The sequence below is a fragment of the Streptococcus mitis genome, assembly GCF_946190155.1.
Lineage (GTDB): Bacteria > Bacillota > Bacilli > Lactobacillales > Streptococcaceae > Streptococcus > Streptococcus mitis_CL.
In genome coordinates this window covers 23,330-47,703 of record NZ_CAMHZL010000011.1, presented here as the reverse complement: position 1 = coordinate 47,703, position 24,374 = coordinate 23,330, and the positions used below count along the sequence as shown (strand labels likewise).

At 40.7% G+C, this 24,374-nt stretch carries 24 protein-coding genes; 6 read left to right on the top strand and 18 right to left on the bottom strand.

All coding sequences use genetic code 11. The annotated features are described in order from the left end of the window. Positions 1-15: 15 nt before the first annotated feature. The 15 genes from N8O80_RS08570 to pbp1b all read right to left on the bottom strand — a co-directional run bounded on the left by N8O80_RS08570 (position 16) and on the right by pbp1b (position 12,514). Positions 16-840, bottom strand: coding sequence for a membrane protein insertase YidC (locus tag N8O80_RS08570; protein ID WP_204371878.1), 825 nt, complete (start codon positions 838-840; stop codon positions 16-18). Next, positions 815-1,186 (bottom strand): ribonuclease P protein component, encoded by a 372-nt coding sequence (rnpA, locus tag N8O80_RS08565; protein ID WP_000739245.1) that lies wholly within the window; start codon positions 1,184-1,186, stop codon positions 815-817. Before rnpA ends, N8O80_RS08570 begins: the two co-directional genes overlap by 26 nt. Positions 1,187-1,335: 149 nt before the next feature. Then, positions 1,336-2,526 (bottom strand): acetate kinase, encoded by a 1,191-nt coding sequence (locus N8O80_RS08560; RefSeq protein WP_049521853.1) that lies wholly within the window; start codon positions 2,524-2,526, stop codon positions 1,336-1,338. Between the two features lie 49 nt (positions 2,527-2,575). Further along, positions 2,576-3,529 (bottom strand): class I SAM-dependent methyltransferase, encoded by a 954-nt coding sequence (locus N8O80_RS08555; RefSeq protein WP_261027876.1) that lies wholly within the window; start codon positions 3,527-3,529, stop codon positions 2,576-2,578. Between the two features lie 60 nt (positions 3,530-3,589). Next, positions 3,590-4,177 carry a class I SAM-dependent methyltransferase gene (locus N8O80_RS08550; RefSeq protein WP_261027873.1) on the bottom strand — a complete coding sequence of 196 codons (588 nt, stop codon included), beginning with the start codon at positions 4,175-4,177 and terminating at the stop codon, positions 3,590-3,592. Positions 4,178-4,209: 32 nt separating this feature from the next. Further along, positions 4,210-4,623 (bottom strand): competence type IV pilus minor pilin ComGG, encoded by a 414-nt coding sequence (comGG, locus tag N8O80_RS08545; RefSeq protein WP_261027871.1) that lies wholly within the window; start codon positions 4,621-4,623, stop codon positions 4,210-4,212. Continuing rightward, the gene (comGF, locus tag N8O80_RS08540) at positions 4,601-5,062 is read right to left on the bottom strand and encodes a competence type IV pilus minor pilin ComGF (RefSeq protein ID WP_261027869.1); all 462 of its coding nucleotides are present in this window, start codon (positions 5,060-5,062) and stop codon (positions 4,601-4,603) included. The genes comGG and comGF overlap by 23 nt, the downstream gene beginning before the upstream one ends. Then, a complete protein-coding gene (gene comGE, locus N8O80_RS08535; RefSeq protein WP_261027867.1) occupies positions 5,025-5,327 on the bottom strand; it encodes a competence type IV pilus minor pilin ComGE in 303 nt (100 codons plus the stop codon). Before comGE ends, comGF begins: the two co-directional genes overlap by 38 nt. After that, on the bottom strand, positions 5,290-5,724 hold the full coding sequence (gene comGD / locus N8O80_RS08530; protein WP_261027865.1) for a competence type IV pilus minor pilin ComGD: 435 nt from the start codon (positions 5,722-5,724) through the stop codon (positions 5,290-5,292). The genes comGE and comGD overlap by 38 nt, the downstream gene beginning before the upstream one ends. After that, positions 5,687-6,010, bottom strand: a complete 324-nt coding sequence (gene comGC / locus N8O80_RS08525; RefSeq protein WP_261027861.1) for a comG operon protein ComGC — start codon at positions 6,008-6,010, stop codon at positions 5,687-5,689. Before comGC ends, comGD begins: the two co-directional genes overlap by 38 nt. A 1-nt stretch (position 6,011) precedes the next feature. Further along, positions 6,012-7,028 (bottom strand): competence type IV pilus assembly protein ComGB, encoded by a 1,017-nt coding sequence (gene comGB / locus N8O80_RS08520; protein ID WP_261027901.1) that lies wholly within the window; start codon positions 7,026-7,028, stop codon positions 6,012-6,014. After that, positions 6,976-7,917 carry a competence type IV pilus ATPase ComGA gene (gene comGA / locus N8O80_RS08515; RefSeq protein WP_261027858.1) on the bottom strand — a complete coding sequence of 314 codons (942 nt, stop codon included), beginning with the start codon at positions 7,915-7,917 and terminating at the stop codon, positions 6,976-6,978. The genes comGB and comGA overlap by 53 nt, the downstream gene beginning before the upstream one ends. Positions 7,918-7,991: 74 nt before the next feature. Further along, the gene (locus N8O80_RS08510) at positions 7,992-8,357 is read right to left on the bottom strand and encodes a DUF1033 family protein (protein WP_064275827.1); all 366 of its coding nucleotides are present in this window, start codon (positions 8,355-8,357) and stop codon (positions 7,992-7,994) included. A gap of 151 nt (positions 8,358-8,508) precedes the next feature. Beyond that, positions 8,509-9,567, bottom strand: coding sequence for a zinc-dependent alcohol dehydrogenase family protein (locus N8O80_RS08505; protein WP_261027853.1), 1,059 nt, complete (start codon positions 9,565-9,567; stop codon positions 8,509-8,511). Positions 9,568-10,063: 496 nt separating this feature from the next. Further along, positions 10,064-12,514: a penicillin-binding protein PBP1B gene (pbp1b, locus tag N8O80_RS08500; RefSeq protein WP_261027851.1), complete on the bottom strand. Its 2,451-nt coding sequence runs from the start codon at positions 12,512-12,514 to the stop codon at positions 10,064-10,066. Between the two features lie 140 nt (positions 12,515-12,654). Here pbp1b and tyrS point away from each other — a divergent pair, with 140 nt between their 5' ends. Both tyrS and N8O80_RS08490 read left to right on the top strand, forming a co-directional pair. Continuing rightward, positions 12,655-13,911, top strand: coding sequence for a tyrosine--tRNA ligase (tyrS, locus tag N8O80_RS08495; protein WP_261021050.1), 1,257 nt, complete (start codon positions 12,655-12,657; stop codon positions 13,909-13,911). Positions 13,912-13,964: 53 nt separating this feature from the next. After that, positions 13,965-14,813 carry a methyltransferase domain-containing protein gene (locus N8O80_RS08490; protein ID WP_261027850.1) on the top strand — a complete coding sequence of 283 codons (849 nt, stop codon included), beginning with the start codon at positions 13,965-13,967 and terminating at the stop codon, positions 14,811-14,813. A gap of 105 nt (positions 14,814-14,918) precedes the next feature. Here the strand turns inward: N8O80_RS08490 and N8O80_RS08485 are convergent, their stop codons facing one another. From N8O80_RS08485 to malQ, 3 genes are all read right to left on the bottom strand, one after another. Beyond that, positions 14,919-15,125 carry a hypothetical protein gene (locus N8O80_RS08485; RefSeq protein ID WP_078706315.1) on the bottom strand — a complete coding sequence of 69 codons (207 nt, stop codon included), beginning with the start codon at positions 15,123-15,125 and terminating at the stop codon, positions 14,919-14,921. A gap of 347 nt (positions 15,126-15,472) precedes the next feature. Further along, a complete protein-coding gene (glgP, locus tag N8O80_RS08480) occupies positions 15,473-17,731 on the bottom strand; it encodes a glycogen/starch/alpha-glucan family phosphorylase (protein ID WP_261027843.1) in 2,259 nt (752 codons plus the stop codon). 25 nt (positions 17,732-17,756) lie between these two features. Beyond that, a complete protein-coding gene (gene malQ, locus N8O80_RS08475) occupies positions 17,757-19,274 on the bottom strand; it encodes a 4-alpha-glucanotransferase (protein ID WP_000747274.1) in 1,518 nt (505 codons plus the stop codon). 477 nt (positions 19,275-19,751) lie between these two features. Here malQ and N8O80_RS08470 point away from each other — a divergent pair, with 477 nt between their 5' ends. The 4 genes from N8O80_RS08470 (at position 19,752) to N8O80_RS08455 (ending at position 24,367) form a co-directional block, all read left to right on the top strand. Next, positions 19,752-21,023: an extracellular solute-binding protein gene (locus N8O80_RS08470; RefSeq protein WP_261027840.1), complete on the top strand. Its 1,272-nt coding sequence runs from the start codon at positions 19,752-19,754 to the stop codon at positions 21,021-21,023. A 109-nt stretch (positions 21,024-21,132) separates the two neighbouring features. Then, complete coding sequence (locus tag N8O80_RS08465) at positions 21,133-22,425, top strand: carbohydrate ABC transporter permease (RefSeq protein WP_049552225.1); 1,293 nt, start codon at positions 21,133-21,135, stop codon at positions 22,423-22,425. A 1-nt stretch (position 22,426) separates the two neighbouring features. Further along, a complete protein-coding gene (locus tag N8O80_RS08460; protein WP_261027839.1) occupies positions 22,427-23,269 on the top strand; it encodes a sugar ABC transporter permease in 843 nt (280 codons plus the stop codon). 297 nt (positions 23,270-23,566) lie between these two features. Next, a complete protein-coding gene (locus N8O80_RS08455) occupies positions 23,567-24,367 on the top strand; it encodes a DUF1189 domain-containing protein (RefSeq protein WP_033687469.1) in 801 nt (266 codons plus the stop codon). Positions 24,368-24,374: the final 7 nt, after the last annotated feature.

Sequence of the window (24,374 nt, the reverse complement as noted above, 5' to 3'; positions counted from 1 at the left end):
CCAGATTCCTCCTTATTATTTCGTTTTCTGAGCCTTTTTCTTGGCTTTTCTTTTTCTATTTTCCAAATCTTTCTGTGCCTGAGCTACAGCCTCGCGCTCTGCGATAATCTTGAATGGATTGTTCAAGAAATAGGTTTGCAAGACTTGATAAGCGTTGGACACTGTCCAGTAGAGGGCGACTCCACCTGGTGCATAAACTGCAAAGATAAAAATCAAGACTGGAATCCCATACATCATCGCAGTCGTAGCGCCATTACGCTCAGACAAGGCTTTATTAGACAGCCAAGTACTTAAAAAAGTGAATACAGCTGCTAAAATCGGAAGAACAAGGGTTGTATCCACACCACCAAGGTTAATCCATAAGAAATGACCTGTCTTTAAAAAGTCAACTCTTGATAGAGCTTGGAACAAGGCCAAGATAACCGGCATCTGAATCAAAATCGGCCAAAGAGAATCTGACTGTCTGACACCCATTTCTTTAAAGACTTTACGCATTTCTTGCTCTAGCTTGGTTCTGCTTTCCATATCTCGACCTGGATATTGTTCTCGAAGCGCCTTAATGCGTGGTTGAGCTTCCTGCATTTTTCTAGAAGCCACCATTTGCACTTGAAAGACTGGCAAGAGAACTGTACGAATCAAGACCGTAAAGAGAATAATCCCCACTCCGATGCTGATATCAAATGATAAAAAGCGAATAATTTCCGCAAAGAAGTAAACAAATTTACTCCAAAAATCAGCCGAATTGGCTGTAATATCGCTAGTTGTCCCATTAGTCGCACAGGCTGTCATGATCAATAGAGACAGTCCTAGCAAACTAGTCAACTGTAGTTTCTTTTTCACTCCCATTTCCTTCCTGGTAAATCTTTGATAATTTTAATACGTGGAGTAGATTTTTCTCCATCTCTGCGTATCCCAAGGTTTCAACCCCTTTTCGAGCAATGACAACAAAGTCGACATCTTCTACCAGACTCCCTTTTGCATTCTGGATAATATGCCGAATCCGTCGCTTAATCTGATTTCTAGTGACGGCATTCCCCAGCTTTTTACTAACTGATAGACCTACTCGAAAATGGTTTTTCTGGTTTTCTAATTGGTAGACAACAAATTTTCGGTTAGCAAAACTGGTTCCTTCCTTGAAAATCGCCTTAAAATCTTTCTCTCTTTTTACACGAAAGTTTTTCTTCAAAACTCAACTCCATCTATTAAATTACTACTATTATACCATATTTTTCAAAAAAACCAATCATAGCAAGGTTTTGGACAATTTCACCATAAAAAGAAGCTGGAAAAATCTCTTTCCCAACTCCTTGTACGGAATATTTTTACTAGTTTTACTTATTTTTTCAAGCGTTCAACGTCACGGGCAATGACCAATTCTTCATCAGTTGGAATAACCAAAACACGGATCTTCGCTGCCTCTGTTGAGATGTCTCCTGTCACGCCAAAGACGTTCTTTTCTGGATCAACATCACAGCCAAACCAAGAGATACCTGAGATAACATCTTCACGTACGTTTGCTGCATTTTCACCGATACCTGCAGTAAAGATAATAGCATCTGCTCCATTTAAGACTGCAAGGTATTGACCGATATGTTTTTGGATACGGTCAACATACATTTCATAGGCTAAAGTGGCATCGTGGTCCCCTTCTTCCATAGCAGCAATCACATCACGCATATCACTGGATTTACCTGAAACCCCCATTAGTCCTGATTCACGATTAAGAACGTGACTAATGTCTTCAGGAGTATTAAAGTCCTCTGTATATTGCATTAAGTAAGGAATGATAGCAGGGTCAATATCTCCTGTACGAGTTCCCATCATCACACCACCAAGTGGAGTGAAGCCCATTGAAGTATCGACAGATTGACCACCCTTAACAGCTGTAATAGAAGCACCATTACCGATATGGCAAGTAATCAATTTCAAGTCCTCTAATGGACGGCCCAAGAGTTTCGCAGCTTCTCCCGCTACAAACTGGTGACTTGTACCGTGGGCACCATATTTACGAACCTTGTTTTCTGTGTAATATTTTGTTGGTAGAGGGTAGCGATAAGCTTTCTCTGGCATACTTGTGTGGAATGAAGTATCAAAAACAACTACACTGGTAATGTCTGGCAACAATTCCTTGAAGGCACGAACACCTGCTGCATTGGCTGGATTGTGGAGAGGAGCCAACAAACTCAACTCTTCAACTTTTTCTAAAACATCTCCCTCAACGACTGTTGATTCTTTGAAATATTCTCCACCAGCCACAACACGGTGACCAACACCTGTAATTTCATCATAAGCCTTGATAATATCGAAACGAATCAAGTCATCCAATAAGATTTTAACAGCTTGTGTGTGATTTTCGATATCCAAAATTTGTTGTTCAGAACGGCCATCAAATTTTACAGTTGAAATTGAATCTTTCAAACCGATACGTTCAATCAAGCCTTTCGCCAATACTTTTTCTTCTGGCATTAAGTATAATTGCCATTTCAAACTTGAACTTCCCGCATTGATTGCAATTGTTTTTGTCATAACATGATACCCCTTTTAAGCGTTTTCATCTATTATAACAAAATCTATTTTATATTTCAGTACCTTGAGTCCATTTTTGAAAATTTTCTTTAAATTTCATTAAAACACTTGCATCTTGTAGGCTAGCAAGTGGATAAACAAAAGGCTCTACTGCTATTTCACTCTTCTTCTGTAAGATAAAAATAGTCTTAGATTGTTTGGCACTAGCAAAGAGATTTTCAGGTAAACTAATCATAGCAACCAGACTTGCCTCTTCTTTCAACCACCCTTTCAATAAGTCACTTTGAGGACTGGTCAACAAATCACTCGGAGCGAGAAAAATAGCATATCCGTCTGACTCGAGATACTTAAGTCCTTGTTCCATGAGCAAGTGATGGGCGTAGGTATGTTCTTGACTAGAAGCAACTTGATGGCGTGACGCAACGGCATCATCAGGATAATAGCCGACAGGCAAGTCGCTGATGACCACATCGCTTTCTTTGAGCATTTGTGGACGAACGGCATCTCCTTGGACAAAACCAGCCTGCAAACCAATTACATCTGCCATACTAGCCGACAAATCAATCAGCAAATCATCCACTTCCATTCCCAAGTAATCCACCTTTTTATCAAGCGAGGTCAAGAAAGTAGCGCCTAGAATTCCCATCCCGGAACCCATTTCGAGGATCGTAATCTCCTTCTCTTTAAACAGCTCTTCCACAATAAACACCAAAAGTAAAGCAATGGCATCTGGTGTAAACTGGTGATTGGCCTGTAGGGGCTCTGTCTGACCAGCCTTCATCAAGAGAAACTGGTAGGTCTTGAGCCATTCTTCTTTGCGAAGCGCTAAGCGTTTAAGGGCCTGATTGTTCTCCTTGACCTGCTCTAACTCAGTCTCACCATCCAAATAGATGCTGTTTTGCTCCACCAGGGCGTCATAAAAGTTGGTCGCCAAATCACTTTGAATGACTTGGACATTCTCTAATAAATAGGTATAAGCTTGTTCAATTTTTTCAAAATCCATATTCCTATCTTATCAAATTTCCCTTCTTTTTTCCATCCTTATAGAAAAATCACTCCCTGACTAGGCGAGTGATTTTTGGGCTACTGTTAAAAAGAGTTCTGAGTAATTTCCTTGAAACAGGTCTTCAGCGCTATAGAGGATCTGACTATGCACAGATGAAAAACCAAACTGGGCTAGCTTGTTTTCCAGTTCAACCAATTCAAATCCATGATGATTAGCCTCTGTCTTGGTAAAATCAGCAAGTAGGAGTTGTCCATCTTCCTTCAAATGTTGATGAAACAGTGAAAGAGCCTCATCCAAATCAGGCATATGGTGAAGAACCCGACTGACAACAATCAGATCAAACTCTTGCTCCATAGGATTTTTCAGTAAATCTTGCTCCAAAAACTGGATATTCTTGATGTCTTGCTGCTCCGCTTTCAAACGAGCTTGCTCCAGCATTTTCTCCGAAATATCCACCAATGTTACGGACTTGGCTTGTTTGGCCAGAGGCAAGGCTAATAGCCCCGTCCCACCACCGAAATCCAGAATTTCTTTGTCTGATAGAAGATCAATTTGTTTCTCGGCCGCTTGACAAACCAAATTTGCGAGGAAAATATTTTTAGAGGAATCAAAAGTTTCCGCTTTGTGGTTAAAATCATGTCTCATATTTTTAGTTTAGCACAAAGTAGCTGAATTGACTAGGAATTCTCTTTCTTTTCAAGCTTCTCTTCTGATTTTGTCTTCTCCGCTTTTTCACTTGGGTCAGTCACTATCTTTTCCTTTTTATCACTTTTCTCTTCTTTTATTTTGACGGAAGGAAAGATGAACTCATATTGACTCTTAGGCGTACGAACCCTTGTCACCAAGCTTGTTTTCTTATTTTGATAGCTCACCTGACCCAGATTAAAGGCCTGTTCACCACTTTCTTGCTCAACCTTATCTTTCGTTCGTTTGGCCATGGCAAAAGCGATTAACTTTTCTTTATTCAAAGCATAGTCTTGATAGTGGGCGACCTGTCGGTTCAAGTAAAATTGTAACAAAAGGCTAAAAATGGCTGCCAGGGTGACTGCATAGAGGAGAACACCTGCCTTAACTTTTTTCTTTTTCCACACGATAGATGAACTCCCTTTCTAAGCCTTTTTGGAACTGGAAACGAAAACGAACCAGTTGATTGTCCTCTGTAATCTGTGCGGATTTGAGCCCATAAACCATAGGCTGATAACCTCGCCCACTGGCATCGGTTTTCCGAAAATCATCCGACCTAGACTTACCTATAGCGATATCCTTGCCATCCTGCTTCATATAGAGGTGATTACCCTCCACTTTTTCGAACTGCGAACGATTTAATTCTGCCTCCAGCTGGTCCACAAACAAGAGCCACTCTTTTTGCTCGTTTTGCTGCTGATAACGAACTTCTGAAATGAGTAGCTGGCTCATAGCTTGAAAGAGGAGTAAGCTTCCACTGATGACAATGAGGGCAATCAGAGATTCCAACAAGGTGAAAGCCTTGACCTTATGGCTCTTTGATAGCCAACAACTGTTCTGAACCATGGTAGACCTCCAATCCCTTTTCACTAGAAAATACCTGAATCTCAACTCCGTTTACGTTTACCTGATTTTGACCTGTCTGCAGGGCCATCTTAGCTACACGCACAACTTCTTCTTTCTGCAAGATTTTTGCTTCTTCTTGCCTATTTTTCTGAATTTGTCCCAAAAGGAGGGTTGCAATGCTGGCAAAGATAGCTAGAGCGACTACTGCTTCCAGTAAAATCACTGCCCTAATTTTTTGTTTCCTGAATGCGTTTAATTTTTCCATTTCCTAGATATAATTGATAACGAATCGCTCCTTTACCGGTCTGAAATTCAACCTTAGCCAGGGACGAATTGCCCCCAGCTCGGTCAAATGTGATACTTTGTCCCGATGGTGCCTGAATTCCTTTAGGAACTGTCAACTTTTGACTGCCATTGCTAATCGACTGCCCATCTAAGTTTAGACTAGTCTTTTGCTGGCTGGCTACACTGCGTTTTTGAGTTTCCCGATAGAGTTCTTCAAACTCCATAAAGAAAATCTGCTCCTCTACCGCCGCAAAAGTGGACTGGACAGAGCCGGATAAAGCCAGAGCAATGATACTCACAAGTCCCAAAACAAGGAGACTTTCCAGCATAGTAAAGGCCTTAATCTGCAACGCTTTGACTGGTGCCTTGTTTAGCATGGTATTCTTTATAGGCTTTAGCCTGTTCTTCTGTGATTCGCCCATCTGCTTGTAACTTGCTTAGACTAGCATCTTCATTTTTATCCAAGCTATAAAGCTCTGCCTGGCTTTCTACCACCTTAACAACAGCAGCTTTTCCTTTGTAGTTGACTGCTTCTTTTTGCTTGGTTAGATTAGGTACAAAGAGTAATAGAAGCACACTGATGATGAGTAAGACCACCAACATCTCCACAAGTGTGAAAGCCTTCACTTTCGCTTTTTTCAAGAATGTCATCATTTTTTTCATGTTAAAAATTTACCTCCATATTTTGATACATGGGCATGAGCATTGCCGCGTAAAGTAAAACGATAATCAGAGCCACAAAGATAAAGACCAGTGGCTGCACCAAATTCATGGTGCGATTGACTCGGGTAAAAAAGGCTTCCCAAGTCTTTTCCGCATAGATTTCCAACTCACTCCCCAGCTTGGACTTGACTTCCCCATACTCGATGATGAGACTTAATTCCTTCCTAAAGAAAGGATAGGTTCCTATAGTTTGAGAAAATTCGCGACCATTTTGGAGTGCTTGAGCTAGGTCTTGACCGATTTCTTTAAAGAGCTGGGAACCTTGTTCCTGCATCATCTGAAAAATCTGCGTCAGCTCCATTCCCTGTGAAATCATGTTCCCCCATTCACGCGCATAATAGGCTGTCAAATAGGTCTGTACAAAGATTCCAAGAAAAGGAAGGCGTGCTAAGATAGAAAAGACGCGCATCTTAGAACTTCTTTTATAGAAAGTGAGTGCTAAAAGGACAAGTATGGAGACAAACCCTACCATTCCTAGAAAGATTTGTGGCAGATTGCCGATAATCTGGGTGGCAATATTGCTACTATCCAGTTGTGGTAGCAGGTAGTTACGTAGCCCTAGCATAATTAAGAGAAGAAAAGCCAGCAAAATCAAGGGATAGGTCGCTACTTCAATTAACTTTTTCTTGACCTTAGCCAGATTGTCTAGATATTCTTCTATCTTTCCCAAACTCAGGTGAAGATTTCCATGAACCTCAGCTAGGGATAACTGCGTGACAATGGCACTTGAAAATCCCAAACTTTCCATCATTTCTGAGAATGATTTCCCTTGAGACAAGCCCGTGCGCATCTGGGTCACACACTGCTTGTCCAACAAAGCACTCCTATCTAAAAAGGAGATGGTTTCCACCAGATGAAAACCGCTGGAAAAGAGGTTGTTAAACAAGGTAATGATATTTTTTTGCTTAGCTGTAGCTAATTTTTTCTGTTTCAGCCTGATGACTTGTGATATGTCCATTTTTAAGAAGCTGGTCAATCTGTTCATTCCAGCTAGTTGGCTGGTGTTCTTGATAGTCTTTGTTTGCAAAGTCAACGATTCCTCCTCCCCCGATTAATCTTTGATAGCAGACTCCTTGTAGAACGACTGCCAACTCTTCCTCACTCACACCCAACTCCAGCAGGCGCTCATAAACACCTCGAATGCTCTTGGCATGGATGGTTGAAAAGACTGTCGCCCCTGTCAAACTGGCTCTGACCACTGCACGCGCCGTCTCGCTGTCCCGAATTTCTCCGATAATCAAGAGGTCTGGTCGATGACGTAAGGAAAGTTTGATGAGATTTTCATAGGTTAGTCCAATCGCCTCATTCAACTGCAACTGGAGCATGTCGTCCTGCTTGATTTCGACAGGATCTTCGATGGACATGACTTGCTGTCCTTTAAAGAGAGACTTGGCCAATTCATGCATCAGGGTTGTCTTGCCACTTCCGACTGGACCAGCAAAGAGATAGAGACCACGTTGCCTGTACTGCTTGCCCAATTCATCAATATCCTGAAACCAAAAATGCAAATCCTGCTCCTCATCATGCAACAAGCGAATCACTAAACTCTCATGTCCTCGATAATCGCCTACAGTAGATAGACGTAGAGATGCCATCTTTTGGTCATATTCATAATCACAGGAACCAAGTTGACTACGTCGCTTTTCTCCAACATTCATACCCGCCACAAACTTAAAGTGACTGATGACAGCAGCAAACTTTTCAAAATCATAAGAGCCAATCTTGCATCGATCGTCTCCTACCCTCATATGAAGCTCATAGGCATCTAACTTAGGGACAAAATAAATGTCTTGCGCCCCTTTTTTCCGAGCTGAACGAATGATTTCTTGTGCAATTTCTTGAACCATACTTACCTCCTCAACTATACTATTCGCAAAGAGTTGGAAAAATAAAAAAAGCAACTCCAAAAAGTTACTTTTCTCTAATTTAATTTCATACGGCAAGAACGATGCCTTTCCTGACCAGTTTGTTTTTCATAGCCTGGGCGTAGTTTTTCATCTGGAATAACCTGCTCGTCCTGCAAAAGAGCCAAAGAATGGTATTGTTGTAAATACTCGTCACATTCATCACACCAGCGTTGGTCTTCTGGATCCCAAAAAATGGTCATCAAATCACTTCTACTTTTATAAAGAGGGGATTCTTGTTCCAATCTAAACCAGCAAGTTTTATAGTATTTGAGAGCATCATAATACTGGTCAAATTTCTTACTAGCTACAATATCTTCTTCCCAACCTTCTAAGAACCACCAAGGTTCAAAATCTCCATACATTTCTATAACACGATACATATTCATTCATTTCCTTTGTATCGTATATTATAACCAATTCCATTAAACAAGGAAAGAAATATGCTCATTTCTTAATTTTTTGATAAAAAATCCAGCCATCTGGTGGATGACTGAATTTCTATTTACTTACGTGATAAAAATTTTTCGTTTCCTAAGCTTCAGAAATGTCGTTTTCGATAATGACCTTGATGGCATGGTGGTCTGCTGCCTTACTGAAGACTTCATAGGCTTTTTCAATTTCACTGAGTTTGAAATAATGAGTTACCAATTTTTCTGGTTCAATCTTATGACTTTCAAGTGCTTTCAACAATTGTGGAGTGGTATTTGTAGATACCAAACCAGTTGTTACATTGATGTTGCGAATCCAAAGTTTGTCTAAATCGAATTCAACTGGTTTACCATGCACACCACAGTTGGCAACTGTTCCGTCTATACCGATAATCTTTTGACAGAAATCAAATGTTGCAGGAATACCAACAGCTTCAATAGCGACATCTACACCACGGCCATCTGTCAAATCATAAATTTCTTTAATGGCTTTTTCAGGGTCTGAAGAATTAACTTTATGAGTCGCACCAAATGATAAAGCAGTTTCCAAGCGGTTATCGTCTAAGTCCACCATAATCAATTTAGCTGGTGAGTAGAATTGAGCTGTTAAAAGAGCAGCTAATCTAACTGGTCCTGAACCAATAATTGCTACGCTGCAACCAGGTTCCACTTTTCCTTTCAAGACACCAATTTCATACCCAGTAGGCAAAATGTCTGATAGCATAACCAAGGCTTCATCTGACAAGTCTTCTGGAGTATGGTAAAGAGTGTTATCTGCATGAGGGACACGTAAATATTCAGCCTGCATACCATCAATCAAGTGACCGAAAATCCAGCCCCCTTCGTCTTCACAGTGGGCATAAATTCCTTTTTTACAGTAGTAGCATTTACCACAGGTACAGACACAAGAAATCAAGACCTTGTCGCCTTTTTTGAAGTTAGAAACTCCTTCTCCAACTTCTTCAACAATCCCAATCCCTTCGTGACCAAGAATGGTACCACTTTGGCAAGCAGGAACATCTCCTTTAATGATATGGAGGTCTGTTCCACAAATAGTGGTTTTTACGATACGCACAATAGCGTCTGTTGGCTTGCGAATAACTGGTTTATCTACATCAACAAAAGAAGCAAGTCCTGGTTTAACATAAATATAGGCTTTCATAAAGCAATCCTCCGTTTTTTTATTTGTACTATTTTTAATACAATTGTAAGCCTTTTCATTTGTTTGTTCAAGTTTTTTGTGATTTTTTTAACTTTTTTATTTACCAGTAAAGCAATGCAGATAAAAAGCAGAAGCTTGTCTGCTTTCATTCTTAACAAAGAGAAACTTCACTGCTACAGAAGAACTTTCGATTAACATAAAACGATTAAACAGAGACGATATTACTGATAGATGGAGAATATTCTTCTGTATCATTGAAACACTAGGACATCCAAAACAATTGCACTTTCAGTAAATTTCTATACTAAAGTTACGAATAATCTCTGCAATATTATCTAGGTTGCAATATATATTAGACATTTTACTAACAATTTTTATAATAGATTTTGTCTTTAAGAGCATAATAACGGCCTTGCTTCTCACTTAACGAGATTCAAGACCGTTATTTAAGATTTTTATTTTACACTTGAAAAAGAGAGGTTTCTATTTTATAGTTCTATCTTCTGCTATCTGATTGTGTAGATGATGAACTTGATGTACTGCTTGAAGTATTACTTGAGCTTGGTGTAGATGAGAAACTACCAATAATACTTGACCAAGCATTTTGGTAATCTGCTTCACTTCCTCCAATAGCAAAGTGATAGCTTGTCGTAGGAGCTCCCGCCTTGGTAGCCCAATAGCTCGTTACAGTAGGACCTGAAAGATCCACTGTTCTTCCATTAACAGATACTTTGCCAGGCTTCTGCCCTGTAGATCTGAGGACCTGAGACTGGGTCACACTAGAATCAAGATTAAAGTGTTCATTGCCCCAAACACCAGGTTCAGCCTGTTGAATAGCATTGACCAAGTGGGCCATATATTTGGCATTTCGATAATGCCCAGCCCCCTTAGCCATTGGGCGGTTGTCATCGTGGCCTAGCCAACCACCTAGAGTCAATCTTGGTGTCGAAAGCATGAGCCACATATTTTCATCCTCGTTGGTTGTACCAGTCTTACCAATCCAGTCTGCACGAGCTAAGCTTGAATTGATAGAAGCCAAATCCGTTTGGAAACTTGAAGTGATCCGAGATGAAATCACCTCACGAAGCAAACTCTGCATAATCGTTGCTGTTGCCTTCGAATACACTTGAACTGGTTTGTCTTGGAATTCATAGATTACTGTGCCATCAGATGATTCAATCTTAGAAATCACATGTTTCTGATGGTAGACACCGTTATTAGCAAGTGTTTGATAACCATTGGTATGCTGGGCAACTGTGACTTCAATCCCACCACCCATAGGCAGGCTCTCGATACCGTACTCTGGAATCTCGTAACCCATTTTTTCCATATAGCTCTTAACATCGACACCTTTTTCACGAAGCATGCGATAAGTCCAATAGGCTGGAATATTCCATGAATAGTTTAAAGCATCACCCAAATTGACCATATCTGTGCCTTTACTACTACCATGCACAATCGGACTACCATTTGCAAAATTTGTAGGATAATTTGACAATATGCTAGCACTTCCCATCAAACCTTGGTCAATGGCAATTCCGTAGGCCAGCAAAGGCTTGGTTGTAGAGGCTGGCGAACGCTTGGTGTCAAAGGCGTGATTGTTTTGGTTAGTCTGGTAATTACGACCACCAACAAAGCCTAGAACAGCCCCCGTTTTATTGTCCATCAAAACATTCCCTACTTCAGGCTGCCCAGTCGAATCATCTACCAAATAACCATAGTTCGCAACTGCATTTTGCATGGCCGCATGGATTTTTTTATTGATCGTTGTAGTGATTTTGTAGCCGCCATTACTTAGTTCCTGCTCAGCTCTCTCATGATAAGCCTTTCGAATCGCTTCATTTTTCAACTCTTGGCTCGAAACATTGTCCTGTCGAACTAAATAATCATACATACGGTCTGTCGCTTCAGCCATAGCTGTAAAGTAGAGATAATCTCTCGAAACAGCATTGACAGTTCCTGATGGCAAGAAGTCTTGTTTGAGATTATAATCCTTGTACTGGTCGTATTCTTCCTGAGTCAGAGCACCCGTACGGTACATGTTGTAGAGAACATCCTTGGCCCGCTTCAAACCAAGTTCTAAGTCTTCATCACTCTTTAACTCTCCAGTATTTTCATAAGGGGAATAAGTAATCGGACTCTGTGGCAAACCTGCTAGGAAAGCGGCTTGAGGAATACTCAACTTGTTGGCATCGATACCGAAAATTCCTTCAGCAGCTTGCTGGGCACCTGCAATATTCTGTCCTTTATGATTCCGACCAAAGGGAGCAACATTGAGATAAGTAGTCAAGATTTCATCCTTACTCATGCTACGTTCCAAGGCAAGGGCATCGACAATTTCTGTAGCCTTACGAGCCAAAGTCGGAGCATCTCCAACCACTTGTTGTTTGATTAACTGTTGGGTTAAGGTCGAGCCCCCGCTAGATGAGCCTAAACCTGCAAAGGTTCCCAATGTCGCCCGAATCACAGCTTTTGGTACAACCCCCTTATGTTCAAGGAAATGTTCATCCTCAGTTGCAACGATAGCCTTTTTGAGATTGTCCGATATTTCCTCAGATGAAACAGAAGTTCGCAGTAGGTCGCTCTCGATAGAAGCAATGACACTCCCATCTGCATAAACAATTTCTGAGATGGAAGAAATATTTTTAACCTGCTTTACCAAGTCCTCCGCTTGGGGAACCTTGGCCTTGTCAAACAAAGCAACTCCATAACCAAGAGCTACACCAGCACCAAAAAGCCCACCGATAAAGCCTAGAATAAAGAGAGTATTCAGAATGCCCTTAATAGCAACTAAAATGCCGCCCAGGATAGACAGGATTTTCCCACCTGTCACATCCGACTTCTTCTCATCTGAGACTTTCTCTGATTTTTTATGATTTATTTTTGATTTTACTCGCTGGAAAAATTCCAGCATTTTTTGTTTTAATTCATTTAATTGATTTTGCATGGATTTCCTCACTGTAACTATTATACCATAAAAGGTAAACTTTCAATAAAATAGCTACTTTCTTCCTTATTCTACTAGGCTATTGCCCGAGTTTGTGATACAATAGGTAGAAACAATATTTTATAAAGGAGAAAAGACACATGCACATTTTTGATGAGCTAAAAGAGCGTGGTTTGATTTTTCAAACGACTGATGAAGAAGCTTTGCGTAAAGCCCTAGAAGAAGGTCAAGTTTCTTATTATACTGGCTACGATCCAACTGCTGACAGCCTTCACCTAGGCCACCTTGTCGCAATCTTGACAAGTCGTCGCTTGCAACTAGCAGGTCACAAACCTTATGCGCTCGTTGGCGGTGCTACAGGTCTCATCGGAGATCCGTCCTTCAAAGATGCTGAACGTAGTCTCCAAACAAAAGACACAGTAGATGGCTGGGTCAAGTCTATCCAAGGACAACTTTCTCGTTTTCTTGACTTTGAAAATGGTGAAAATAAAGCTGTCATGGTCAACAACTACGACTGGTTTGGCAGCATCAGCTTCATTGACTTCCTCCGTGATATCGGAAAATACTTTACTGTCAACTACATGATGAGCAAGGAGTCTGTGAAAAAACGGATCGAAACAGGAATTTCATACACTGAGTTTGCCTACCAAATCATGCAAGGTTACGACTTCTTCGTTCTTAACCAAGACCACAACGTAACGCTTCAAATCGGTGGTTCTGACCAGTGGGGAAATATGACAGCTGGTACCGAATTGCTTCGTCGTAAGGCTGACAAGACTGGCCACGTTATCACTGTTCCATTGATCACAGATGCAACTGGTAAGAAATTTGGTAAATCAGAAGGGAACGCAGTCTGGCTCAATCCTGAAAAGACTTCTCCATACGAAATGTACCAATTTTGGATGAACGTTATGGATGCAGACGCTGTTCGCTTCTTGAAGATCTTTACTTTCTTGTCACTTGATGAGATTGAAGACATCCGTAAACAATTTGAAGCGGCTCCACACGAACGTTTGGCACAAAAAGTCTTGGCTCGTGAAGTCGTGACTCTTGTGCACGGAGAAGAAGCCTACAAAGAAGCCCTCAACATCACTGATCAACTCTTTGCAGGAAACATTAAGAATCTTTCTGTTAAAGAGCTCAAACAAGGACTTCGTGGTGTACCAAACTACCAAGTACAAGCAGACGAAAACCACAATATCGTGGAACTGCTCGTCTCATCTGGTGTGGTTAACTCAAAACGCCAAGCCCGTGAAGACGTCCAAAACGGAGCTATCTACGTCAACGGCGACCGCATCCAAGACCTTGACTATGTCTTGAGTGACGCAGATAAGTTAGAGAACGAACTGACTGTTATCCGTCGTGGGAAGAAAAAATACTTTGTTCTTACATATTAAAAAGAAGACTGGAGGCATTTGCCATCCAGTCCTTTTTTTGCTAGACTTAAACTATGAATACAAATCTCAAACCTAAACTTCAGCGCTTCGCTTCTGCGACTGCCTTTGCCTGTCCTATCTGTCAAGAAAATCTGACTCTGCTAGAGAGCAGTCTCAAGTGCTGCAACCGTCATTCTTTTGACTTGGCGAAATTCGGCTATGTCAATCTAGCCCCTCAAATCAAACAATCTGCTAACTACGACAAGGAAAATTTTCAAAACCGTCAACAAATCCTAGAAGCCGGCTTTTACCAAGCTATCTTAGAGGCCATTTCCGATTTACTTGCAAGCTCAAAAAATGCCAAAACAATTTTAGATATCGGTTGTGGTGAAGGTTTCTATTCTCGCAAGCTTCAAAAAAGGCATCCTGACAAAACCTTCTATGCCTTTGATATTTCCAAAGATTCCGTCCAAATCGCTGCCAAGAGTGAAGCAAACTGGGCAGTCAACTGGTTCGTTGGTGACTTGGCTCGTCTTCCTATAAAAGACGCCAGCATGGATATCCTGCTTGATATCTTCTCACCTGCCAACTATGGAGAATTTCGTCGCGTTTTATCCAAAGACGGCATCTTGATAAAGGTTATTCCAACTGAAAATCACCTCAAGGAAATCCGTCAGAAGGTACAAGACCAGCTGACAAACAAGGACTATTCCAACCAAGATATCAAAAATCATTTCCAAAACAACTTCACTATCTTATCCAGTAAAACTGCCTCTCTGACCAAGACTATCACAGCAGATCAGCTCCAAGCCCTACTCAGCATGACACCCCTACTCTTTCACATCGACCAGAGCAAGATTGACTGGAGCCAACTGACAGCGATTAGCATTGAGGCAGAGATTCTGGTTGGTAAAGTACTATAATTGACACAAAAAACCGCATTTCAAGAAGATCTGCGGTTTTAAATTCCAATTTTTAAACTATCTATCCCAAAAGTCTAAAACATTTAAAGCTTTTAACTTCTCCATTTATTTTCGATTCGAGATAACAAACTTATCAATAAATAGTAAGTGATATAATGCAAGTGTAATTCCCAATAAGCACCCATGATAAGAGATTTCTTGATGGGTAAGCGGAAAAAGAGTATTATTACCCGTCAAGAGGCATGTTAAAATAACAAATAGAATCCAAAATAAATCCGTCCATTTATATTTTGAAAAATATTTTTTCCACATAAGAACACCTTCTTTCCTATAATCATATTATAACACTTTGTGTAAGCGGATACAAGCAATATGAGGTAATCAACTACGAAGAAACATAAGGCTGAAATAAAATGTTATGCCTTCACTGTATCTAAAATTTCCCTATTTTTAGACAAGATTGACCCAAATCCACAGCATTCAAAAAAGCGAATTTCAACCGAAACTCGCTTTTTTACAAAATGTATTAGTGTGAATTTGTATCTTATACTCAATGAAAATCAAAGAGCAAACTAGGAAGCTAGCCGCAGGTTGCTCAAAACACTGTTTTGAGGTTGCAGATAAAGCTGACGTGGTTTGAATTTGATTTTCGAAGAGTATTAGTTCAAGTGCCAGATATCTTCGTTATACTGAGCGATTGTACGGTCAGATGAGAAGAATCCTGCTTTAGCAATGTTAACGATGACTTTATCCAACCATGCGTCACGGTCTTCGTAGTCAGCCAACATTTGCTCTTTAACCTTGATGTAGTCTTCCAAGTCAAGAAGAGTCATGAACCAGTCTTTGTTGATCAATTCATTGTAAAGACGTTCCAAGCGCTCTTTGTTTCCAGCTGCAAGAACTGCATCGCTAACGATGAAGTCAACCAATGGTTTGATAGCTTCACGAGCGTAGAATTCGCTTGATTTGTATGCTGCTTTATCGTAAAGGTCGATAACAGTTTCTGAATCTTCACCAAAGATGTAGATGTTTTCGTCACCAACCAACTCAGCGATTTCCACGTTAGCACCGTCCATAGTACCAAGAGTCAAAGCTCCGTTCAACATGAATTTCATGTTACCAGTACCTGAAGCTTCTTTAGAAGCAAGTGAGATTTGCTCTGAGATATCACATGCTGGAATAAGGAAGCTTGCTGCAGTAACGTTGTAGTTTTCAACCATAACTACTTGCAAGTGTGGAGCTACTGCTGGATCGTTAGCAATAACTTCTGACATGCAAAGGATCAAATGGATGATATCTTGAGCGATTGTGTAGGCTGGAGCTGCTTTACCCCCAAAGAAGATTGTGATTGGGCGAGCAGGGATGTTTCCAGCTTTGATGTCAAGATATTTGTGGATCACGTACAAAGCGTTCATTTGTTGGCGTTTGTACTCGTGAAGACGTTTTATTTGGATATCAAAGATAGAGTTTGTATTGATTTCCACACCTTGATGTTCTTTCAAGTGACGTGCCAATTTACGTTTGTTGTGAGCCTTGATGCTTTCCAATTTTTCTTTGACAGCTGCTTTATCTTCATAAGACAAGAGTTTTTCAAGCTCATCTGCTTCATGGTGCCAACCTTCTCCAATAATCTCATCCAAGTAGTGAGACAATCTTGGGTTGGCATGCATGAGCCAACGACGGAATGTAATACCGTTTGTTTTGTTGTTGAATTTTTCTGGGTAAAGGTCGTAGAAGGCTTTCAACTCAGAGTTCTTCAAGATTTCAGTGTGGAGTGCCGCTACCCCGTTAACGCTGTATCCGTAGTGGATATCCATGTGGGCCATGTGAACACGTCCACTCTCGTCGATAATTTGAACAGCTGGATCTTTATATTCTGCTTTCACACGACGGTCCAATTCTTCGATGATTGGTACCAAGTGAGGAACCACTTCTTGCAAGAATTCAAGAGGCCATTTTTCAAGGGCTTCAGCAAGGATTGTGTGGTTAGTGTAGGCAGTCATGCTACGAACAATTGAGATTGCTTCGTCAAGCTCGATACCACGTGCAGTCAAAAGACGGATCAATTCAGGAATAACCATTGATGGGTGAGTATCGTTGATTTGGACAACTGCGTAGTCAGCAAGGTCATGCAAGTTGCTTCCTTTTTCGATTGCTTCTTCGATGATCAATTGCGCACCGTTTGAAACCATGAAGTATTGTTGGAAGATACGGAGCAATTCACCTTGACGGTCACTATCATCTGGGTAAAGGAAAAGAGTCAAGTTGCGAGCGATATCTGTCTTGTCAAAGTTGATACCGTCTTTAATGATTGAAGAATCAACTGAATCCAAGTCAAACAAACGCAAGCGGTTCTTCGTTTCTGTCTTGTAACCAGGTACATCGATATCGTAAAGAGTTGATGTCAATGTGAAGTGAGCAAATGGTACTTGGTAGCTACGGCTTGAGCGAACCAACCAGTTTTGCTCTGTCAACCATGCGTTTGGAATTGTTTCTTGTTGGTTGTTTTTAAGAACTTGTTGGAATAGACCAAAGTGGTAGTTAAGACCAACACCGTCACCGTTCAAACCAAGAGTCGCAATTGAGTCGATAAAGCAGGCAGCCAAACGTCCCAAACCACCATTACCAAGAGATGGTTCCAATTCAACTTCTTCAACTTCGATCAAGTCTTTACCTGCAGCAGCAAGTTCTTTTTTAACATTGTCGTAAAGACCAAGGTTGATCAAGTTGTTTGACAAAAGTTTACCAATCAAGAACTCAGCTGAGATGTAGTAAACTTTTTTCTTACCAGTGTTAACTGGTTTTTTGCTACTTGCAAGCTTGCTGTAGTTAAGAAGAGCAAGGTAAAGCTCTTCATTGCTACATTCTGCAATGGTTTTATTGTAACGATTTTGTACAAATTCTTGTAGTGATAACATGTTTAAGGTGTCTCCTGATATTGTATTATTTCTTTAATTCTACCAAATTCTCATTGATTCGGCGATAGATTGTTGTCAAGTCAAGCAAGCCTTCCTCGACAGCTGGTGTCAATTGATCTTCAGTCATACGCCAAGACCAGTTTCCACCAAGGGTAGATGGGAAGTTCATACGAGCTGCCTCATCCAATTCTAGCAAATCTTGCATAGTTGCAATTGCCATGAAGCTAACTGATGAAAAGACTGTACGAAGCATAGCATGTGGCACTGTTTCGTATTCTTTACGGTTAGTGTAGCGCGCCATGTATTCACGAGTCGCATCATCGATCTCGTTACGGTACCAACCAAGGACCGTATTGTTATCGTGTGTTCCTGTGTACATAACTGAGTTAGCAGGTGCCAAGTGTGGGCTATCGATGCTTTCGTCTTCTGGGTTGAAGGCAAATTGAAGAATCTTCATTCCTGGGAAGCCAGTACGTTCACGCAATTCGATAACTTCATCAGTCATGAAGCCAAGGTCTTCAGCGATGATGTTTAGCTCACCAAGTTCTTCCTTAACGGCTGCAAAAAGCTTGTAGCCAGGACCTTTCACCCACTCACCAGGTGCTGCTGTATCAGAACCAGCAGGGATTTCCCAGTAAGATTCGAAGCCACGGAAGTGGTCGATACGAACGATGTCGTAGATTTTGAAGCTTTCACGCAAGCGTTCAATCCACCATTTGTAGCCGTCTTTGTCCATTGCTTCCCAGTCATAGATTGGGTTACCCCAAAGCTGACCAGTTGCAGAAAATTCATCTGGTGGGCATCCTGCGATGCAAGTAGCCTTACCGTTGACATCTGTCTTGAAGAGATGTGGATTTGCCCACATATCGCTTGAATCTTCCGCTACATAGATTGGCATGTCTCCAACGATTTCGATGTGGTTGTCGTTAGCATAAGCTTTCAATTTCAACCATTGTTGGAAGAAGAAGTATTGAGTCACACGGTGGTAAACCAACTTGTCTGCCAATTGCTCACGGTAGCTTTCAAGTGCTGAAGCTTTACGAGCACGAGCATCTGCATCTGGCCATTCAGTCCAAGCAAGATTGTCAAAATGCTCTTTGATAGCCATATACTCTGCAAAGAGTTCAAGCCATGATTGGTTGTCTTGAGCAAATTTCTCGAAATCTTTAACATCTCCTACTTCTAAGAAGCGTTTCACAGCTTTTTCTAAAAGAGGACGACGTGCATAGTAGATTTTCGCATAATCAACTTCAGACGCATCGCTACCAAAGTCAACCCCTTCAAGGTCACTTGCTTGCAACAAGCCTTGCTCCACCAAGATATCCAAATCGATGAAATGAGTGTTCCCTGCAAAGGCTGAGAAAGATTGGTAAGGAGAATCTCCGTAACTAGTTGTTCCTAGCGGAAGGATTTGCCAGTAACGTTGTTTTGTACGAACCAAGAAATCAACGAAGTCGTAAGCACTTTTACCAAATGATCCGATTCCGTATGCTCCTGGAAGAGAAGAAATGTGCATCAACACACCACTTTGACGTTTTTTCATAATAAGCACCTCATGTGTTTATAGTTAGATATTACATTTTTATGAACGCAAACGTTTGCGCTATTACTAGTATAGCTTATTTTCTTGATAAATGCAAGCGGTTTTAAATAACTTTTTTGATTATTTTTTAAAAATTTTTTCTTCTTACTCGTATATATATTCTTTCAGGAAGCAAACAAAATAGGAATAAGGCTTTCACTTATCTTATTAAGCAAAAATAAAGTGAGAATCCTCTCTACTTTCCATTTGTAAATTAGGCAATCGTTTTCCCAACTTTTTTTAAATTTAAAACAAAACCGATTTTTGGGATTTTCTACTATTATAAACAAATAAAACGCTTACCCTTTTCGTGAATTTTTTTAAATTTTTACAAAAAACACTTGCAACCGCTTTCCGATTGTGCTATACTAGTCCCATAAAGGAAAACGTTTGCGTTTCCTCATTATAAAATTTGTTATTCTTTAGGAGGAATACACTATGTCATCTAAATTCATGAAGAGCGCTACTGTGCTTGGAACTGCTACACTTGCTAGCTTGCTTTTGGTAGCTTGCGGAAGCAAACCTGCCGAAAAAGCTGCTGATGCTGGTTCATCTGAAGGTAAAGAAATCACTCTTTACGTTGAAGACCAATACAAAGCTTTTGCTGAAACAGTTGCTAAGGCTTATGAAAAAGAATCAGGAACAAAAGTTAACATCAAATCTGGTGACCAACTTGGTGGTCTTGACAAACTTTCTCTTGACAACCAATCAGGTCAAGCTGCTGACGTTATGATGGCTCCATACGACCGTGTAGGTAGCCTTGGTACTGACGGACAACTTTCAGAAGTGAAATTGAGCGACGGCGCTAAAACAGATGATAAAACTAAATCTCTTGTAACAGCTGCTGACGGTAAAGTTTACGGTGCTCCTGCGGTTATCGAGTCACTTGTTATGTACTACAACAAAGACTTGGTAAAAGACGCTCCAAAAACTTTTGCTGAATTAGAAGAACTTGCTAAAGATAGCAAATACGCATTCGCTGGAGAAGATGGAAAAACTTCTGCTTTCCTAGCTGACTGGACAAACTTCTACTATGCATACGGACTTCTTGCTGGTAACGGAGCTTATGTATTTGGCGATAACGGTAAAAATCCTAAAGACATCGGTCTTGCAAACGAAGGTGCTATCGCAGGTATCAACTACGCTAAATCTTGGTATGAAAAATGGCCTAAAGGTATGCAAGATGGTACAGCTGCTGGAAACTTAATCCAAACTCAATTCCAAGAAGGTAAAACAGCTGCTATCATTGATGGTCCTTGGAAAGCTCAAGCCTTCAAAGATGCTAAAGTAAACTACGGTGTTGCAACTATCCCAACTCTTCCAAACGGAAAAGACTACGCAGCATTCGGTGGTGGTAAAGCTTGGATCATCCCATCAAGCACTAAGAACCTTGAAGGAGCACAAAAATTTGTAGACTTCCTTGTTTCAACTGAACAACAAAAAGCCTTCTACGATGCAACTAACGAAATCCCAGCTAACACTGAAGCTCGTTCATACGCTGAAGGTAAAAACGATGAGTTGACAACAGCTGTTATCAAACAGTTCAAGAACGCTCAACCAATGCCAAATATCTCTCAAATGTCTGCAGTTTGGGAACCAGCTGCTAACATGCTCTTTGACTCTGTAAGCGGTAAGAAAGATGCTAAAACAGCTGCTAACGATGCTGTAACATTGATCAAAGAAACAATCAAACAAAAATTTGGTGAATAAAAAATTTGTTCAAGGGGGGTGGAATTCAAATCCCCCTTTGAATTTATCAATAGAAACATAAATAGTTTAGGTTTTATCTAAAAACCAGTATTCTATGAAAGGAGTTATTATGGAAAAGCAACAACCTAGTAAAGCAGCCCTGCTGTCTATCATTCCTGGGTTAGGACAGATTTACAATAAACAAAAAGCAAAAGGTTTTATCTTCCTTGGTGTAACCCTTGTATTCGTCCTTTACTTCCTAGCACTTGCAGCCCCTGAATTGAGCAATCTCATCACTCTTGGTGACAAGCCAGGTCGTGATAATTCCCTCTTTATGCTGATTCGTGGTGCCTTCCATTTAATCTTTGTAGTCGTTTATGTACTCTTTTATTTCGCAAATATCAAAGATGCACATACAATTGCAAAACGTATTAACAATGGAATCCCAGTTCCACGTACCCTCAAAGATATGATCAAAGGGATTTATGAAAATGGCTTCCCTTACCTCTTGATCATTCCATCTTATGTTGCCATGACCTTCGCGATTATCTTCCCAGTTATCGTAACCTTGATGATCGCCTTTACTAACTATGACTTCCAACACTTGCCACCAAACAAATTGTTGGACTGGGTTGGTTTGACCAACTTTACAAACATCTGGAGCTTGAGTACCTTCCGTTCTGCCTTCGGTGCCGTTCTTTCTTGGACTATCATCTGGGCTTTGGCTGCCTCAACTTTGCAGATTGTGATTGGTATCTTCACAGCTATCATTGCTAACCAACCGTTTATCAAAGGAAAACGTATCTTTGGTGTTATTTTCCTTCTTCCTTGGGCTGTTCCAGCCTTCATCACTATCTTGACATTCTCAAACATGTTTAATGATAGCGTCGGAGCCATCAACACTCAAGTATTGCCAATCTTGGCTAAATTCCTTCCTTTCCTTGATGGGGCTCTTATTCCTTGGAAAACAGACCCAACCTGGACTAAGATTGCCTTGATTATGATGCAAGGTTGGCTTGGATTCCCATACATCTACGTTTTGACTTTGGGTATCTTACAATCTATTCCTAATGACCTTTACGAAGCAGCTTATATTGACGGTGCCAATGCTTGGCAAAAATTCCGCAACATCACTTTCCCAATGATCTTGGCGGTTGCGGCACCTACTTTAATTAGCCAATACACCTTCAACTTTAACAACTTCTCTATCATGTACCTCTTCAATGCTGGAGGACCTGGTAGTGTCGGTGGTGGAGCTGGTTCAACCGATATCTTGATTTCATGGATCTACCGTTTGACAACAGGTACATCTCCTCAATACTCTATGGCGGCAGCTGTTACCTTGATTATCTCTATCATTGTCATCTCAATCTCTATGATCGCATTCAAGAAACTACACGCATTTGATATGGAGGACGTCTAAGATGAATAACTCAATCAAACTCAAACGTAGACTGACTCAAACCCTTACTTACCTCTACTTAGTTGGCCTTTCAATCGTGATTATCTATCCACTTTTGATTACTATCATGTCAGCATTCAAGACTGGTAACGTAGTAGCCTTTAAACTAGACAGCAACGTTGACTTTAGTTTTGCTAACTTCCAAGGACTCTTCTCTGAAACCTTGTACGGTACTTGGTACCTCAACACGTTGATTATCGCCTTGATTACCATGGCTGTTCAAACAAGTATTATCGTACTTGCTGGTTATGCTTACAGCCGTTACAACTTCTTGGCTCGTAAACAAAGTTTGGTCTTCTTCTTGATTATCCAAATGGTGCCAACCATGGCCGCTTTGACAGCCTTCTTCGTTATGGCACTTATGTTGAACGCCCTTAACCACAGCTGGTTCCTCATCTTCCTCTACGTCGGTGGTGGTATCCCGATGAATGCTTGGCTCATGAAAGGCTACTTCGATACAGTGCCAATGTCTCTAGACGAATCTGCAAAACTAGACGGTGCAGGACACTTCCGCCGCTTCTGGCAAATTGTTCTTCCACTTGTTCGCCCAATGGTTGCCGTACAAGCTCTCTGGGCCTTCATGGGACCTTTTGGAGACTATATCCTTTCTAGTTTCTTGCTTCGTGAGAAAGAATACTTTACTGTTGCCGTAGGTCTCCAAACCTTCGTTAGCAATGTGAAAAACTTGAAGATTGCCTACTTCTCAGCAGGTGCTATCCTCATTGCCCTTCCAATCTGTATTCTCTTCTTCTTCCTACAAAAGAACTTTGTTTCAGGACTTACAAGTGGTGGCGACAAGGGATAATTTATCCCCGCCACCCTTTTTCATTTTATACTCTTCGAGAATCTCTTCAAACCACGTCAGCTTCACCTTGCCGTAGTACGGTTACTGACTTCGTCAGTTCTAACCACAACCTCAAAACAGTGTTTTGAGCAACCTGCGGCTAGATTCCTAGTTTGCTCTTTGATTTTCATTGAGTATTAGCGATTGTTACTGTAAGTAATATCCTTACAACAAGCAATTTTTCTCCTAGACTTGAAATAAAGCACATTTCTCTATATAATAATACTCATATAGAAAACACCTTTTAGAAAGATACCTATGCTTCCATATCCATTTTCCTATTTTTCAAGTATTTGGGGATTTCGTAAGCCCCTGTCCAAACGTTTCGGACTCAACTGGTTCCAGCTTCTCTTTACCAGTATCTTCCTTATCAGCTTATCTATGGTACCTATTGCCATCCAAAACAGCTCGCAGGAGACTTATCCGCTAGAAACCTTTATCGATAATGTCTATGAACCATTGACAGATAAGGTTGTACAGGATCTCTCTGAACACGCTACAATTGTTGATGGCAAATTAACTTATACTGGAACAGCTAGTCAAGAGCCTTCTATTGTGATCGGTCCAAGTCAAAGCAAGGAATTACCTAAGGACTTGCAACTGCATTTCGATACGAATGAGCTCGTCATCAGCAAGGAAAGTAAAGAGCTGACCCGTATCTCTTACCGAGCGATTGAGACTGAGAGTTTCAAAAGTAAAGACAGCTTGACCCAAGCCATTTCTAAAGACTGGTACCAGCAAAATCGTGTCTATATCAGTCTCTTCCTAGTTCTCGGTGCAAGCTTCCTCTTTGGTTTGAATTTCTTCATTGTCTCTCTAGGAGCGAGTCTTCTCCTTTATATCACTAAGAAATCACGCCTCTTTTCATTTAGAACCTTTAAAGAGTGCTACCATTTTATCTTGAACTGTTTAGGATTACCAACTCTGATTACGCTTATTTTGGGACTATTTGGCCAAAATATGACAACTCTCATTACTGTACAAAACATTCTTTTTGTTCTGTATCTGGTCACTATCTTTTATAAAACGCATTTCCGTGATCCAGATTACCATAAATAGGAGATTT